We start from the raw sequence: 13,031 nt of genomic DNA, 5'->3' as shown, positions 1-13,031 counted from the left end.
ATGCTCGTGGCTGCCAATGTCTCGCCGCTGTGGGGTTCAGCGGTTCTTAGCCTTCGCTTTTGGCGCGCCACGCGCGCTCGAAGGGCAGGCGCCAAGCATTGGGCGCGATGAGCTGATGGATCGATTTCGGCCCCCAGGAGCCCGGTTCGTAGAGGCGTACGGGCGGCGGCGTTTCCAGCAGCGGAATCGAGATTTCCCACAGCCGTTCGATGCCTTCCGCCGTGGTGAAGAGAGTGTGATCGCCGCGCATCGCATCGAGAATCAGCCGCTCATAGGCTTCGAGCACGTCGCCGATCAGCCCTGTGTCGTTCATCGCGAATTGCAGGCTGAGCTTGTCGAGCCGCATGCCGGGGCCGGGGCGCTTGCCATAGAAGGACAGCGACATTTTCGACGCGTCGGCAAGGTCGAAGGTCAGATGATCGGGGCCTTGCGCGCCGACGCCCGATCCGGCCGGAAACATGCTTTTCGGCGGTTCGCGGAAGGCAATCGAAATGATGCGCTGCCCCTCGGCCAGTTTCTTGCCGGTGCGCAGGTAGAACGGCACGCCGGCCCAGCGCCAATTGTCGATCTGGCATTTAAGGGCGATGAAGGTTTCAGTATCGGATTCCGGGTTCACGCCCTCTTCGCTGCGATAGCCAGTATATTGGCCGCGCACCACATTATGCGAATCGAGCGGCACCATGGAGCGGAAGACTTTGTTCTTCTCCTCGCTGATCGGCTGCGGTTCGAGGGCGGTCGGCGGCTCCATCGCCATGAAGGCGAGGATCTGGAAGAGGTGGGTCACCACCATGTCACGGTAGGCGCCGGTCTGCTCGTAAAAGCCCGAGCGTTTGCCAAGGCCCAAGGTCTCGGGCACGTCGATCTGCACGTGATCGATGAAATTGCGGTTCCAGATGGGCTCCATGAACCCGTTGGCGAAGCGGAACGCCAGGATGTTCTGCGCCGGTTCCTTGCCGAGGAAATGATCGATGCGGAAGATCTGATCTTCCGAGAACACGTCGTGCAATTTGGCGTTCAGCGAGCGGGCGGTCGTCAGATCGGTGCCGAACGGCTTTTCCATGATGATGCGCGAGCGTTCGACGAGATCGGCTTCGCGCAGGAGGCGGACCGCCGACAGCGCGGCATTGGGCGGCACGCTGAGATAGTGGATGCGGCGGCTTTCGCCACCGAGCGCCTGTTCGGCATTTTTCACCGCCGCCTTGAGCACGGACGCGCCGGCCGACAACGAGACATAATCGAGGATCTCCGAAAATGCCGACCAATCCTTTTCCGACACTTTGCGGGTGGAAAATTCCTCGAGCGCACCGCGGGCGATCTTGCGGAATTCATCGACGCTGATGTCATCCAGGGAAACGCCGATGATTCGGCAGGCCGGAATGAAGCCGGCGCTGGTGAGGCGAAACAGTCCGGGCAGCAATTTGCGCCGTGACAGATCGCCCGTCGCGCCGACCAGCACCAGAACCTGCGGACTTTTCGGCCCAACGCTTTGGTTATATTTCGACCCTGTCGCCACTATCGCCACCCCAGCAAAACGCGCAGCACAATGTGCCGCAAGCTTAACCCATAATTTCCCGCAGGCTACCGGGCATGGCGAAAATAGTGAATGCGGCAAGATCGTCCGCAGGGACCGGTTGCGCCGCGGCGACCGCGTTGCACATATTCTAAACCGATTGCGGCCCGTTGATTAGCGGTTCCCAAACCGTTGGAAATCATGTATGCAGCGCAGCAAATCGGGCCCAACTGCCCCGAATTCCTAACGTTTGCGCCTGTCATGCCGCCTTCATGAATGCAAGGCATGACGGCGTATTGCCATTTGCGGCCAGTAAAGATCGAGCCTATGAAACTCCGTAACATCGCCATCATCGCCCACGTCGACCACGGCAAGACCACCCTGGTCGACAAGCTCCTGCAGCAATCCGGCGCCTTCCGAGAAAATCAGCGCGTCGCCGAGCGGGTGATGGATTCGAACGATCTCGAAAAGGAGCGCGGCATCACGATCCTGGCCAAGGCGACGTCAATCGTTTGGAAAGACACGCGAATCAACATCGTCGACACGCCTGGCCACGCCGATTTCGGCGGCGAGGTGGAGCGCATCCTCTCCATGGTGGACGGCGCCATCGTGTTGGTGGACGCGGCCGAAGGCCCGATGCCGCAGACCAAATTCGTGGTCGGCAAGGCACTGAAGATCGGCCTGAAGCCGATCGTCGCGATCAATAAGGTCGACCGTCCCGACGCCCGCATCAACGAGGTGGTGAACGAAGTGTTCGACCTGTTCGCGGCGCTCGACGCGACCGACGAACAGCTTGATTTTCCGATCCTTTACGGCTCCTCCAAGCAGGGCTGGATGGCCGATAGCCCCGACGGGCCGCAGGACGGGATGGCGCCGCTGTTCGATCTCGTGATGAAACACGTGCCCGAGCCCAAGATCGAAGAGGGCGGGTTCCGCATGCTCGGAACCTTGCTCGAGGCCAATCCCTATCTCGGCCGCATCATCACGGGCCGGGTCTTCTCCGGCAGCGTCAAGCCGAACCAGGCCGTCAAGGTGCTGGATGCCAAGGGCAATGTGGTCGAGCAGGGCCGCGTTTCGAAGATCCTGGCGTTCCGCGGCATTGAGCGCGCCCCGATCGACGAGGCGGAGGCGGGCGATATCGTCGCCATCGCCGGCCTGACCAAATTCAACGTCGCCGACACGCTGGCAGCGCCGGAGGTGAACGAGCCTCTGCAGGCGCAACCGATTGATCCGCCGACCCTTTCCATGACGTTCCTCGTCAACGATTCGCCGCTCGCCGGCACCGAGGGCGACAAGGTCACGAGCCGCGTCATCCGCGACCGCCTGTTCAAGGAGGCCGAGGGCAATGTCGCGCTCCGGATCGAGGATTCGCCGGGCGCAGACAGCTTCATCGTCTCGGGCCGCGGCGAGTTGCAGCTCGCGATCCTGATCGAGACGATGCGTCGCGAGGGCTTCGAACTCGGCGTGTCGCGTCCGAAAGTCGTCTACCAGAAGGGCGAGAACGGCGAACTGCTCGAGCCGATCGAAGAGGTCGTCGTCGACGTGGACGAGGAGCATTCCGGCGTCGTGGTGCAGAAAATGTCGGAGCGCAAGGCCGAGATGATCGAGATGCGCCCCTCCGGCGGCAATCGCCTGCGCCTCGTGTTCCATGCCCCGACCCGCGGCCTCATCGGCTATCAAAGCGAATTGATGACCGATACGCGCGGCACCGCGATCATGAACCGGCTGTTCCACGCCTATGCTGAATTCAAGGGGGAGATCCCCGGCCGCCGCAATGGTGTGCTGATTTCGAACGACAACGGCGAATCGGTCGCCTATGCGATGTGGAAGCTGGAAGACCGCGGGCCGATGATGATCGAGCCGGGCTGGAAGGTCTATCGCGGCATGATCGTCGGCGAACATACCCGCGACAACGACCTTGAAATCAATGTGTTGAAGGGCAAGCAGCTCACCAATATCCGCGCTGCCGGCAAGGACGAGGCCGTCCGGCTGACCCCACCGATCCGCATGACTCTGGAAAAGGCGCTCTCCTACATCCAGGACGACGAATTGGTGGAAGTTACCCCGAAATCCATCCGTTTGCGCAAAGTTTGGCTCGATCCGAACGACCGCAAGCGCATGACGCGTTCGAAGGAAAGCGCGGCCTGATGTCCCTGCGCGCCCTTTCGGCGGCGTGGACAGGGGGGTATGATGGGCATTCATCGCGATTGACAAATTTTTTCGCGGTGGAAAAATAAGGTATGTCCCATCACGAGTCCTTCATGGCTACACGGCCGCGGCGCGATATCCAAGATGTTGGAACCCTGCGCGCCCAAAGCCGGCTGCGGGTGATGGAAGTGTTTTTGCGCCATGGCGAAATGGCGCGGACCGATATCTGCACCCTGGCCGAACTAAGCCAGGCCACCGTTTCCGAAGTGACCGGCGAGCTCCTGAACGAAGGCCTGCTCGTCGAAAAGCCGACGGTGCCGCCGCCGGGCCGGCTCGCGAGCCGTGGCCGGCCGCGGCTGCTGCTCGATATCAACGGCGCCGCCGGCCTGGTGGTCGGCGTGAAGATGGCGACCCACCAGGCAACGATTTCGGTCACCGATTTCAAAGGCGGCCCGATCAGCTCCTGCAACGTGCCGCTCGTCGCGGAAAGCGAGACGCTGGAGGGCGCGGCGGATATGGTCGCCAACGGCATTACCCGGCTGTTGACCGATGCGGGCCGTGGCATGGACGAGGTCATCGGTGTCGGCGTCGGAATGCCGGGCTTCGTGCAGAGCCTGACCGGCCGCACGACCTGGAGCCCGATTTTCGGCGAACGCGGTTCCGCCTTTCCTGCAACCTTGGCGCGGCGGTTGAACAAGCCGGTGGCGGCCGAAAACGACGTCAATCTCGTGGCTTTGGCCGAGCGCTGGTTCGGCCATGGCGGCGATGTGGAGAATTTCATGCTGGTGACCGTCGAGCACGGTATCGGCATGGGGCTTTACATCAACGGCGCGCTGTATCGCGGCCAGCAGGGGATCGCGACCGAGTTCGGCCACATGATTCACGAGCAGAACGGTCGGACCTGTCGCTGCGGCCGGCACGGTTGCGTCGAAGCCTATTCTGCCGACTATGCCATCGTGGCGCTCGCCGCCGAGGCCGATCATCGTGCGCCGCCGCATGGCAGCGTGGCCGTGCATGAGGCCATTCTCGACATCACCAAACAAGCCCATAGCGGCAATCTCGCCTACGCCCGGATCTTCGCCAATGCTGGTGATATTCTTGGCCGCGCGGCGGCCAATGTCGCCTGCGTGCTGACGCCGGAGCGCATCATTGTCACCGGCGAGGGCATGCGTGCCGGCGAGTTGATGATGGGTCCTTTCGTCAAAGCCTTCCGCGAGAATGCACTGAACTTCTTCCGCGATACGACGTCGATCGTATGGCACGAATGGGGTGATGAAGTGTGGGCGCGCGGCGCCGCGGTTTTGATCCTGCTGGAGCGCTTTGCCGGCCACCGGCTGGCAGCCGCCGAAGAACTCTCCGCCTCAATATAAAATTCCATATGGTTTTCTGGAGGAAACATGACGAATAGCCCGCGCGCGATTGCGACCTATCCCGACTTGAAAGATAAATGCGTCGTGATCACCGGCGGCGGTACCGGCATCGGAGCGGCGATCACGACGCGCTTCGCCGAGCAGGGTGCGAAAGTCGGTTTCATCGATATCAAGCAAGATGAGTCGAAGGAGCTTGAAAGCTCGCTCGCTGCTTCCGGCCATCAGGTGCATTTCGAACATGCGGATTTGACCAGTATCGATGCGCTGCGCAAGGCGATCGCCAATGTTCGCGCGGCATTCGGTCCGGTCGCGGTGCTCATCAACAATGCGGCGCATGATCAGCGGCACAAGACCGAGGACGTGACGCCGGAATATTGGGACGAGCGTTTCGCGGTCAATCTGCGGCACCAGTTCTTTGCGGCGCAGGCAGTGCTGCCGGACATGGTCGCGGCCAATAGCGGCTCGATCATCAATTTTGGCTCGACCTCGTGGATGGTCGGCCAAGGCGGCATGGCCGCCTATACCGCGGCGAAATCCGGTGTGCTCGGCCTCACCCGGTCGCTTGCCCGCGACTATGGCCAGTACAATATCCGCGTGAATGCGATCGCGCCCGGCTGGATCATGACCGAGCGGCAGAAGACCCTGTGGTTGACGCCGGAAGGCGACAAGGAACTGATGTCGCGCCAATGCTTGAAGCGCCATCTCCTGCCGGACGAAATCGCGCGGGCCACGCTGTTCTTCGCCTCCGACGAGGCGAGCGCCTGCACCAATCAGCAATATGTGGTCGACGGGGGATGGATCTGATGTCTTCCGCCGCCGGCGATCTTGAGGCGCGCTATCGCGCCTCTTTCGCGCAACTGCCGATCGTCGCGATCCTGCGCGGCCTGCGGCCGGAGGAATCCGTCGCGATCGGCGAGGCGTTGGTCGAGGCCGGCATCAATCTTTTGGAAGTGCCGCTCAACTCGCCCGATCCCTTCACCTCCATCGGTCTCCTGGCCAAAGCCCTGGACGGCCGCGCGCTCGTCGGTGCGGGCACAGTCTATACGATGGACGAAGTGGAAAAAGTCGCGGCGAGCGGCGGCAAGCTCATTGTGTCGCCCAATACCAATCCCGACGTGATCAAATGTTCGCGCGAACAGGGGCTGATCTCTCTGCCGGGATTCTTCACGCCGACCGAGGCCGCCGCAGCGCTGGCGGCCGGCGCGCACGCCTTGAAGCTGTTCCCCGGCGAAGGCGCGAGCAAAGCCTATGTGAAGGCGCTGCAGGCCATTTTGCCCAAAGGCACGCAGATGCTGCTTGTTGGCGGCGTGTCGGTCGATAATATTGCCGACTGGCGCGACCATGTGGACGGTTTCGGCATCGGCTCGGCCATTTACAAGCCAGGCATCACGCCGGCTGAAATTGGGGGGAAGGCGCGCGCGTTGATCGCCGCCTATCGCGGAACGAGGTGAGCCGATGATCGTTGTCTTTGGTTCGATCAATATCGACCTCGTCACGCGCGCCACAAAGATTCCGGGGCCCGGCGAAACCGTGGCCGGCCCGATTTACGAAAAAATCCCCGGTGGCAAGGGCGCCAACCAGGCACTCGCCGCGCGGCGGGCGGGGGCCGACGTTGTGCTGGTCGGCGCGGTCGGCGCGGACGATTTTGCGACACATGCGTTGTCGTTGTTGAAAGCCGACGGCGTCGATTTGCACCATGTCGCGACGGTGGATCAAGCGACCGGTGCGGCCTTCATCACGGTCGATCCGCAGGGCGAAAATGCGATCGTCGTGGCTGCAGGGGCGAATGATTACGCGCAAGCCCGGCAACTCGCCGATGTGGCGATCGACGACAAGACGGTTTTGCTCCTGCAGCGCGAAGTGCCCGACGCCGAAGGCGAAGCCGCGGCACGTCTCGCCAAGAGTAAGGGCGCGCGCGTCATCCTCAATCTCGCGCCGGCCGGCGCGATTTCGGAAAGCTATTTGCGCCTGCTCGACGTATTGATCATGAACGAGCATGAAGCCGTATCGCTTGCGGCAGCACTCGGCTTGCCGGCGGATGTGCGCAGCGATCCCGAAAGCGTCGCGCGGACGATCGATCAGACCTATGGCGTTCCGTGCGTGGTGACGCTGGGCGCGAATGGTGCCGTCGGCTGGACCGGCGGCGTGTGCCGGGCCGCCGATGCGATCAAGGTGAAGGTGGTCGACACCACCGCGGCGGGCGATACGTTCGCCGGCGCCTTCGCCGCAGCGCTGGAGCGCGGCGCGCATTTCAGCCTCGCCCTGCAATACGGGATCGTCGCGGGCGGGCTCGCGTGCACCAAGCAGGGCGCGCAGACGAGCGTGCCTTACGCGCGCGACATCGAAAGCGTCGTGCAGGAGAGGCTGAAAGAGGATTTCATCCCGGGCACCGCGACCCCTTCTCCCTGAGGGAGAAGGTGGCTTGCGAAGCAAGCCGGATGAGGGGACAGGCGTCGTGATCGCGGACAACCGCTGACGTCACATGAGGTGGCAATCCTTGTAAGGATCGGCTAAGCAAACCTCACCCATTTCTCTTCGCGGACTTCTCATGCGCCTCTCCCCCGGAACCTTCGCCATGACGGCGACGCTGGCGATGATGACGGCGCTCGGTCCGCTTTCGACCGATATGTATCTGCCCTCGCTGCCCGAGATTTCGGAGAGGCTGCACGCGTCGCCCGCGCATGTGCAATTGACGCTGTCGGCTTTCCTGGGCGGGTTTGCGGTCGGCCAGATCGTGTACGGGCCCTTGTCCGACAAATTCGGGCGCAAGCCCATCGTGCTGACGGGCTTCGTCCTCTATGTCGTGGCCAGTGCCATCTGCTCGCTCGCGCCCTCCGTCGATTGGCTGATTGCCGCGCGCATCCTGCAGGCGATGGGCGCGGCTGGTCCGATCATTCTGGCCCGTGCCATCGTGCGCGATCTATATGCCGGTCCCGATGCCGCGCGCGAATTGTCACGCATGGGCGCGATCATGGGGATTGCACCGGCGATCGCGCCGGCTTTCGGCGGAATCATGCAGGACGCCTTCGGCTGGCGTTCCACTTTCGTCGTCTCCGCCGTCTGTATCGCCGCCTTCACGATCTATATCCGCGCCGCCCTGCCGGAGACGATCAAGGTGAAACAGACGGGACCGATCTCGCTCGACAATGTGTTTCGCAATTTTGCATTTCTGCTGCGGCACATTCCGTTTCGCGCCTATATCGCCATCAATGCCTGCACCTATTCCGGCCTCTTCGCGTTCATCTCCGGTTCGTCACATATTCTGCAGGTGAACTACGGATTGGGGCCAGTCACTTACGGTCTGACATTCGGCATTTGCGCGATTTCTTTTGCCGGCGGCGCAACGCTCGCGTCGCGATTGGTGAAGAGGCTCGGCATCGATCGTGTCCTGCAGCTTGGAGTCATGTGCCTCGCGGCGGGCGGCGTCGCGCAATTGCTCGGTGTGTGGTCCTTGCCCCATGTCACCCCCGCGCTCGTCATGCCGATGATGGTTTACATGATCGGTGTCGGCCTCACCATGCCGCAGAGCATGGCGGCGGCGCTTACGCCGTTTCCGCATCATGCCGGTGCGGCGTCGTCCTTGGTCGGCTTCGTCCAGATGACATCGGCGGCGCTGGTCGGTGCCGTGGTCGGGTCTATGCTCGGCACCAGTCCGATGCCGTTGCCGATTGCTGTTGCGACCATGGGTCTCTTGGCTCTCGCCATCTTCACAGCTCTGCGCCTCACGACAAAATAGTCACGCGATCCCGTCGATCGCGCTCAGCAACGCGCGGATGTCTTCATCGCGCGACAGGCGGTGGTCGCCGTCCTTGACCATCGTGATCGTCACCGGATCGCTCGGCATGTGCTCGATGAGCAGCATCGCATGCCGCCACGGGACGTCGGGGTCCTGCATGCCTTGCAGAATATGCACCGGACAATGGGAGCGGATGAGCGATCCCAGCAATTGCTGCTTGCGGCCGTCCTCGATCAGCGCGCGCGTGATCGGGTAGGGATCGGGCGCATATTCGGTCGGGCGCAGCCACTGCCCTGTTTGCGTGATTTCGTCGCGTACGTCCTGCGGAAATTGTGCCCACATCAGCGCTTCCGTGAAATCGACAGCCGGCGCGATGAGCACGAGGCCGGCGAGCCGTTCCGCCTCGTTCGCTTCCGCGAGGGCACGCGCGACCAAAAGCGCGATCCAGCCGCCCATCGACGAGCCGACGAGAACTTGTGGCCCTTGCGTTTCTTCGCGGATCATCGCGAGCGCTTCCGCCGCCCAGCCGCCGATAGTGCCGTCCTCGAACTTGCCGCCGGATTCGCCGTGGCCGGAATAGTCGAACCGCAGATAGGCGCGCTTGGTGTCGTGCGCATAGGCATCGATGGCCGAGGCTTTGGTCGCGAGCATGTCGGACTTGAATCCGCCGAGCCACACCAGCCCCGGACGCTCCGACGTGCCGGCGCGTTTGCGGAACGCGATGCGATTGGTACCGAAGGGCGTGGCGATCTCGCGAAAATTGGGAGCCGGGGGAGAGGTCATAGGCTGCTCAAGCTTTCGTCACGCGGCGAAGGGTCAAATTGATTCTGCCGCCATTGGGGAGAAGCGTGGAAGTCCCGCCCATGATGCGGTCTACGCCGTGAAAAGCAAGACGCGCGTCGCCGGATAGGATCATGCCGTCGCCGGATTTCAGCCGGAACGATTTCGTCGGATCGTTGCGCGCCGTGCCGCCGACGCGGAACAGACACGTATCGCCGAGCGAGAGGGAGACGACCGGCGCGTCGAAATCTGCTTCGTCACGGTCCTGGTGCAGCCCCATGCGCGCCTCCGCCCTGTAAAAATTGATGAGACAGGCCTGCGGCGGATGCGGATATGTGCCAAGCGCGTTCCACGCTTGCAGCAGGACGGCAGGAATCGCCGGCCACGGCTTGCCGGTTTCCGGATGCAGCGGCTGATAGCGGTAGCCCGTGACGTCGGAGACCCAGCCGAGATCGCCGCAATTGGTCATGCGCACCGAGAAGGGCTTGTTGGTTTTCGGCATGCGCGGCGTGTAGAGCGGCGCGGTCGCAACGATCTCGCGTAACTCCATGACCAGCGCCTCCTGCGCGGCGCGGTCGAGATAATCCGGCGTATGGATGAGTCCGGGAACGACGACCGGCATGGCGTTTCACATGCTCCTCATGAAGATCGCGTCAAATCCATCCCATCAGCTCGCGGCGCACGATGTCTTGAATGACACTCATGCCGTCATCACCGTCGTTCAAGCACGGCAGAAGCGCGAATTTCTCGCCGCCGCCGGACATGAAGATGTGGCGATTTTCGACGCCCAGTTCCTCGACCGTCTCCAGGCAATCTGCCGAAAAGCCGGGCGCGACGATGGCGAGGCGCTTCACGCCCCGTGCGGCGAGGGCTTTCACGGTTGCATCGGTGTAGGGTTGCAGCCATTCGGCCGGTCCGAAGCGCGACTGAAAGGTGACGCGGAAAGTCTCCTCCGTCAGGCCGAGCGTATCGCGCAGGAGCCGCGCGGTTTTCATGCAATGGCAATAATACGGGTCGCCCTTGTCGAAATATTCGCGCGGAATGCCGTGGAAGGAGCACAAGATCACTTCGGGCTGGAAATCGAGCTGCGCGAGCGATGCGCGCATCGATGCGGCAAGTGCATCGATATAGGCGGGTTGATCGTGATAGGGCGGTGAGAAGCGCGCTGTCGGCTGCCAGCGCATTTTGGCGAGCGCTTCGAACACTTTGTCGCAGGCGGTCGCGCTGGTTGCGGCCGCATATTGCGGATAGAGCGGGACGAACAGAATGCGCTCGCACCCCTGCTGCTGCAGCGCGTCGACGCGGCTCGCGACATCGGGCAGGCCGTAGCGCATGGCCCAGTCGACGACGACCGTGCCGCCGGGCACTGCTAGGCCGCCGGCGTCGATCCAGCTTTGCAATTTAGTTGCCTGGTTGCGCGTGATCGTTTTCAGCGGCCCTTCGTTGAGCTCGTTGTTCCAGATGCTTGCGTAATCCTTGCCCTTCTTTTGCGGCCGGCGCTGCAGAATGATGAGATTGAGCAAAGGCCACCATTGCAGACGCGGCGTTTCGATCACGCGGCGGTCGGAGAGGAACTCCTTCAAATACCGCCGCATCGACCAATAATCGGTCCCTTCCGGCGTGCCCAAATTCATCAGAAGCACGCCGATCTTGGCCGCGGCAAGGGGAGGATGACCGGCCGGCCGCCGGCTTTGCGCGGGCGTTCCTGAAGCCGGCATTGTTTGTGAAGAGTTCATCAAAAGTTCCGCTTATCGATGGCGCAGAAATAAGGCTTTCGTGGCGGACTGTCGATGGGGCGGGCCACATGTGGCACAAATAACCGCTGGTGCGATGCGAAGGCGATTTGCTAGACTGCAACAAAGCGCACATCCTTGGAGATTGTCATGACCGACCTTTCCCGTCGTGGCCTGTTGGGCGGCGCGTTAGCCGCCGGCGCCACCGTGATCATGTCGCGGTCCGCTGCTTTGGCCGCCGATTCCGTCAAGATTTCGTTCGTTCTGACCAACGATGTCTACAATATGGACGGGGTGAAGGGCCGCGGCGGCCTGCCGCGCTTGGCGGCGGCGATCAAGGCCGAGCGCGACAAGGGTGGCAACGTGTTGTTCTCCCATGCGGGCGACACGTTCAGCCCCAGCGTCATGTCGTCCTTCGACATGGGCGCGCATATGGTGGCGTTGTTCAACGCGTTGCAATTGGATTTGTTCGTGCCAGGCAATCACGAATTCGATTTCGGCAAGGACGTGTATTTCAAGCGGATCGGCGAGGCGAAATTCCCGATCCTTGCGGCCAATCTGCGGGCGGCGGACGGTTCCATGTTGCCGCAGCATCAGGATTCGATGCTGATCGAGAAGGGCGGCATCAAGCTCGGGCTCGTCGGCACCGCCCTCGAGCAGACGCCCGATCACTCTTCGCCCGGCGATCTCGTGTTCTCGCCGACGGTCGACGCCATTCGCCGCGAGGCCCAGACCCTGCGCGCGCAAGGCGCCGACCTCATCGTTGCGATCTGCCATTGCGAACGCGATCTGCGCGAGCGGCTGATGGATCTGCGCGTCGCGGATCTCATCATCACCGGGCACACGCATGATGTGCATATCGATTACAATGGCCGCGCCTTGACGGCCGAGTCAGGCGAAGATGCAATCTATGTCGTCATTCTCGACCTGTCGGTCGACGTGAAGGACGAGGGCGGCAAACGGACGATTGCCTGGTGGCCGAATTATCGCATCATCGACAGTACGACCTTGACGCCGGATGCCGATGTCCAGGTGCTGGTGAAACATCTCGAGGCCGATCTGTCCAAGGAACTCGACGTGGTGATCGGCGCGTTGGGCGCGCCGCTCGACAGCCGCTCGGCGACGGTGCGCGGCGGCGAAGCCGCGATCGGCAATCTCGTCGCCGACGCCTTGCGCACCAAGACGAATGCCGATTGCGCCATCACCAACGGCGGCGGCATTCGCGCCAACAAGCAATATCCAGCCGGCACGCAACTGACGCGGCGCGACATTCTCGCCGAATTACCCTTCGGCAACAAAACCACGGTGACGAGAATTTCCGGCAAGGCGATCCGGGCCGCGCTCGAAAACGGTCTGTCGCAATTCGAAAATCGCGCCGGCCGCTTCCCGCAAGTCTCCGGTCTCAAGATTATTGCCAGCGCGGCGGCGCCGGCGGGCGCGCGAGTGCAATCGGTCGAGATCGATGGCCAGATGCTGGACGACGCGAAAACCTATACGGTCGCCACCAACGATTTCATGTTGCGCGGCGGCGATGGTTACACGGCCTTGCAGGATAAGAACGCGACGGCTGATACGGGCGACAGCCTGATGGCGAACGATGTAATGGATTACATCAAGAAGCTCGGCACGGTGAACGAGACGGTCGAGGGGCGGGTGGTGGTGCAGTAATACCAATGGTCATAAGCTTGGACCTATAAGAAGGCCACAATGCTATCCCGGCCCGACCCACGGTTGTCGGGAAAAATGTCCGCTAT

The 13,031-nt window shown here is 62.3% G+C and carries 11 protein-coding genes; 7 read left to right on the top strand and 4 right to left on the bottom strand.

What is annotated here, in order from left to right:
- Window positions 1–46: 46 nt before the first annotated feature.
- Window positions 47–1,513 (bottom strand): glucose-6-phosphate dehydrogenase, encoded by a 1,467-nt coding sequence (gene zwf / locus V9T28_RS14485; protein WP_116399620.1) that lies wholly within the window; start codon window positions 1,511–1,513, stop codon window positions 47–49.
- Window positions 1,514–1,837: 324 nt separating this feature from the next.
- Between zwf and typA the strand changes: the two genes are divergently transcribed.
- The 6 genes from typA (at window position 1,838) to V9T28_RS14455 (ending at window position 8,764) form a co-directional block, all read left to right on the top strand.
- Window positions 1,838–3,658 carry a translational GTPase TypA gene (typA, locus tag V9T28_RS14480; RefSeq protein WP_116399619.1) on the top strand — a complete coding sequence of 607 codons (1,821 nt, stop codon included), beginning with the start codon at window positions 1,838–1,840 and terminating at the stop codon, window positions 3,656–3,658.
- A gap of 113 nt (window positions 3,659–3,771) precedes the next feature.
- Entirely contained in the window at window positions 3,772–5,028 is a 1,257-nt protein-coding gene (locus V9T28_RS14475; protein WP_158554729.1) for an ROK family protein, read from the top strand.
- Between the two features lie 27 nt (window positions 5,029–5,055).
- A complete protein-coding gene (locus V9T28_RS14470; protein WP_116399617.1) occupies window positions 5,056–5,832 on the top strand; it encodes an SDR family NAD(P)-dependent oxidoreductase in 777 nt (258 codons plus the stop codon).
- Window positions 5,832–6,479, top strand: a complete 648-nt coding sequence (locus V9T28_RS14465) for a 2-dehydro-3-deoxy-6-phosphogalactonate aldolase (RefSeq protein WP_116399881.1) — start codon at window positions 5,832–5,834, stop codon at window positions 6,477–6,479. Before V9T28_RS14470 ends, V9T28_RS14465 begins: the two co-directional genes overlap by 1 nt.
- Before the next feature lie 4 nt (window positions 6,480–6,483).
- Window positions 6,484–7,437 (top strand): ribokinase, encoded by a 954-nt coding sequence (locus tag V9T28_RS14460; protein WP_116399616.1) that lies wholly within the window; start codon window positions 6,484–6,486, stop codon window positions 7,435–7,437.
- A gap of 139 nt (window positions 7,438–7,576) precedes the next feature.
- Complete coding sequence (locus V9T28_RS14455) at window positions 7,577–8,764, top strand: multidrug effflux MFS transporter (RefSeq protein WP_116399615.1); 1,188 nt, start codon at window positions 7,577–7,579, stop codon at window positions 8,762–8,764.
- Here V9T28_RS14455 and V9T28_RS14450 read toward each other — a convergent pair whose 3' ends face one another.
- The 3 genes from V9T28_RS14450 to hemH are packed head-to-tail and all read right to left on the bottom strand — an operon-like array spanning window position 8,765 to window position 11,280.
- Window positions 8,765–9,547 carry an alpha/beta hydrolase gene (locus V9T28_RS14450; protein WP_116399614.1) on the bottom strand — a complete coding sequence of 261 codons (783 nt, stop codon included), beginning with the start codon at window positions 9,545–9,547 and terminating at the stop codon, window positions 8,765–8,767. It abuts the gene before it with no gap.
- A 7-nt stretch (window positions 9,548–9,554) separates the two neighbouring features.
- Window positions 9,555–10,166, bottom strand: coding sequence for an alpha-ketoglutarate-dependent dioxygenase AlkB (locus tag V9T28_RS14445; protein WP_116399613.1), 612 nt, complete (start codon window positions 10,164–10,166; stop codon window positions 9,555–9,557).
- Between the two features lie 31 nt (window positions 10,167–10,197).
- Window positions 10,198–11,280 (bottom strand): ferrochelatase, encoded by a 1,083-nt coding sequence (gene hemH, locus V9T28_RS14440; protein ID WP_116399612.1) that lies wholly within the window; start codon window positions 11,278–11,280, stop codon window positions 10,198–10,200.
- Between the two features lie 147 nt (window positions 11,281–11,427).
- On the opposite strand from hemH, the gene V9T28_RS14435 reads away from it, so the two are divergent.
- Window positions 11,428–12,945 carry a bifunctional metallophosphatase/5'-nucleotidase gene (locus V9T28_RS14435; protein ID WP_116399611.1) on the top strand — a complete coding sequence of 506 codons (1,518 nt, stop codon included), beginning with the start codon at window positions 11,428–11,430 and terminating at the stop codon, window positions 12,943–12,945.
- Window positions 12,946–13,031: the final 86 nt, after the last annotated feature.

The organism is Methylovirgula sp. 4M-Z18, assembly GCF_037890675.1.
In the GTDB taxonomy this organism is placed as follows: Bacteria; Pseudomonadota; Alphaproteobacteria; order Rhizobiales; family Beijerinckiaceae; genus 4M-Z18.
This window is presented reverse-complemented; position numbering and strand designations above follow the sequence as displayed.

What these genes read in the sequence shown, in the direction of transcription:
- typA (WP_116399619.1), top strand. Translation starts at nt 1,838, where the DNA reads ATGAAACTCCGTAACATCGCCATCATCGCCCACGTCGACCACGGCAAG.
- V9T28_RS14475 (WP_158554729.1), top strand. Translation starts at nt 3,772, where the DNA reads ATGGCTACACGGCCGCGGCGCGATATCCAAGATGTTGGAACCCTGCGC.
- V9T28_RS14470 (WP_116399617.1), top strand. Translation starts at nt 5,056, where the DNA reads ATGACGAATAGCCCGCGCGCGATTGCGACCTATCCCGACTTGAAAGAT.
- V9T28_RS14465 (WP_116399881.1), top strand. Translation starts at nt 5,832, where the DNA reads ATGTCTTCCGCCGCCGGCGATCTTGAGGCGCGCTATCGCGCCTCTTTC.
- V9T28_RS14460 (WP_116399616.1), top strand. Translation starts at nt 6,484, where the DNA reads ATGATCGTTGTCTTTGGTTCGATCAATATCGACCTCGTCACGCGCGCC.
- V9T28_RS14455 (WP_116399615.1), top strand. Translation starts at nt 7,577, where the DNA reads ATGCGCCTCTCCCCCGGAACCTTCGCCATGACGGCGACGCTGGCGATG.
- V9T28_RS14450 (WP_116399614.1), bottom strand. Translation starts at nt 9,547, where the DNA reads ATGACCTCTCCCCCGGCTCCCAATTTTCGCGAGATCGCCACGCCCTTC.
- V9T28_RS14445 (WP_116399613.1), bottom strand. Translation starts at nt 10,166, where the DNA reads ATGCCGGTCGTCGTTCCCGGACTCATCCATACGCCGGATTATCTCGAC.
- hemH (WP_116399612.1), bottom strand. Translation starts at nt 11,280, where the DNA reads ATGAACTCTTCACAAACAATGCCGGCTTCAGGAACGCCCGCGCAAAGC.
- V9T28_RS14435 (WP_116399611.1), top strand. Translation starts at nt 11,428, where the DNA reads ATGACCGACCTTTCCCGTCGTGGCCTGTTGGGCGGCGCGTTAGCCGCC.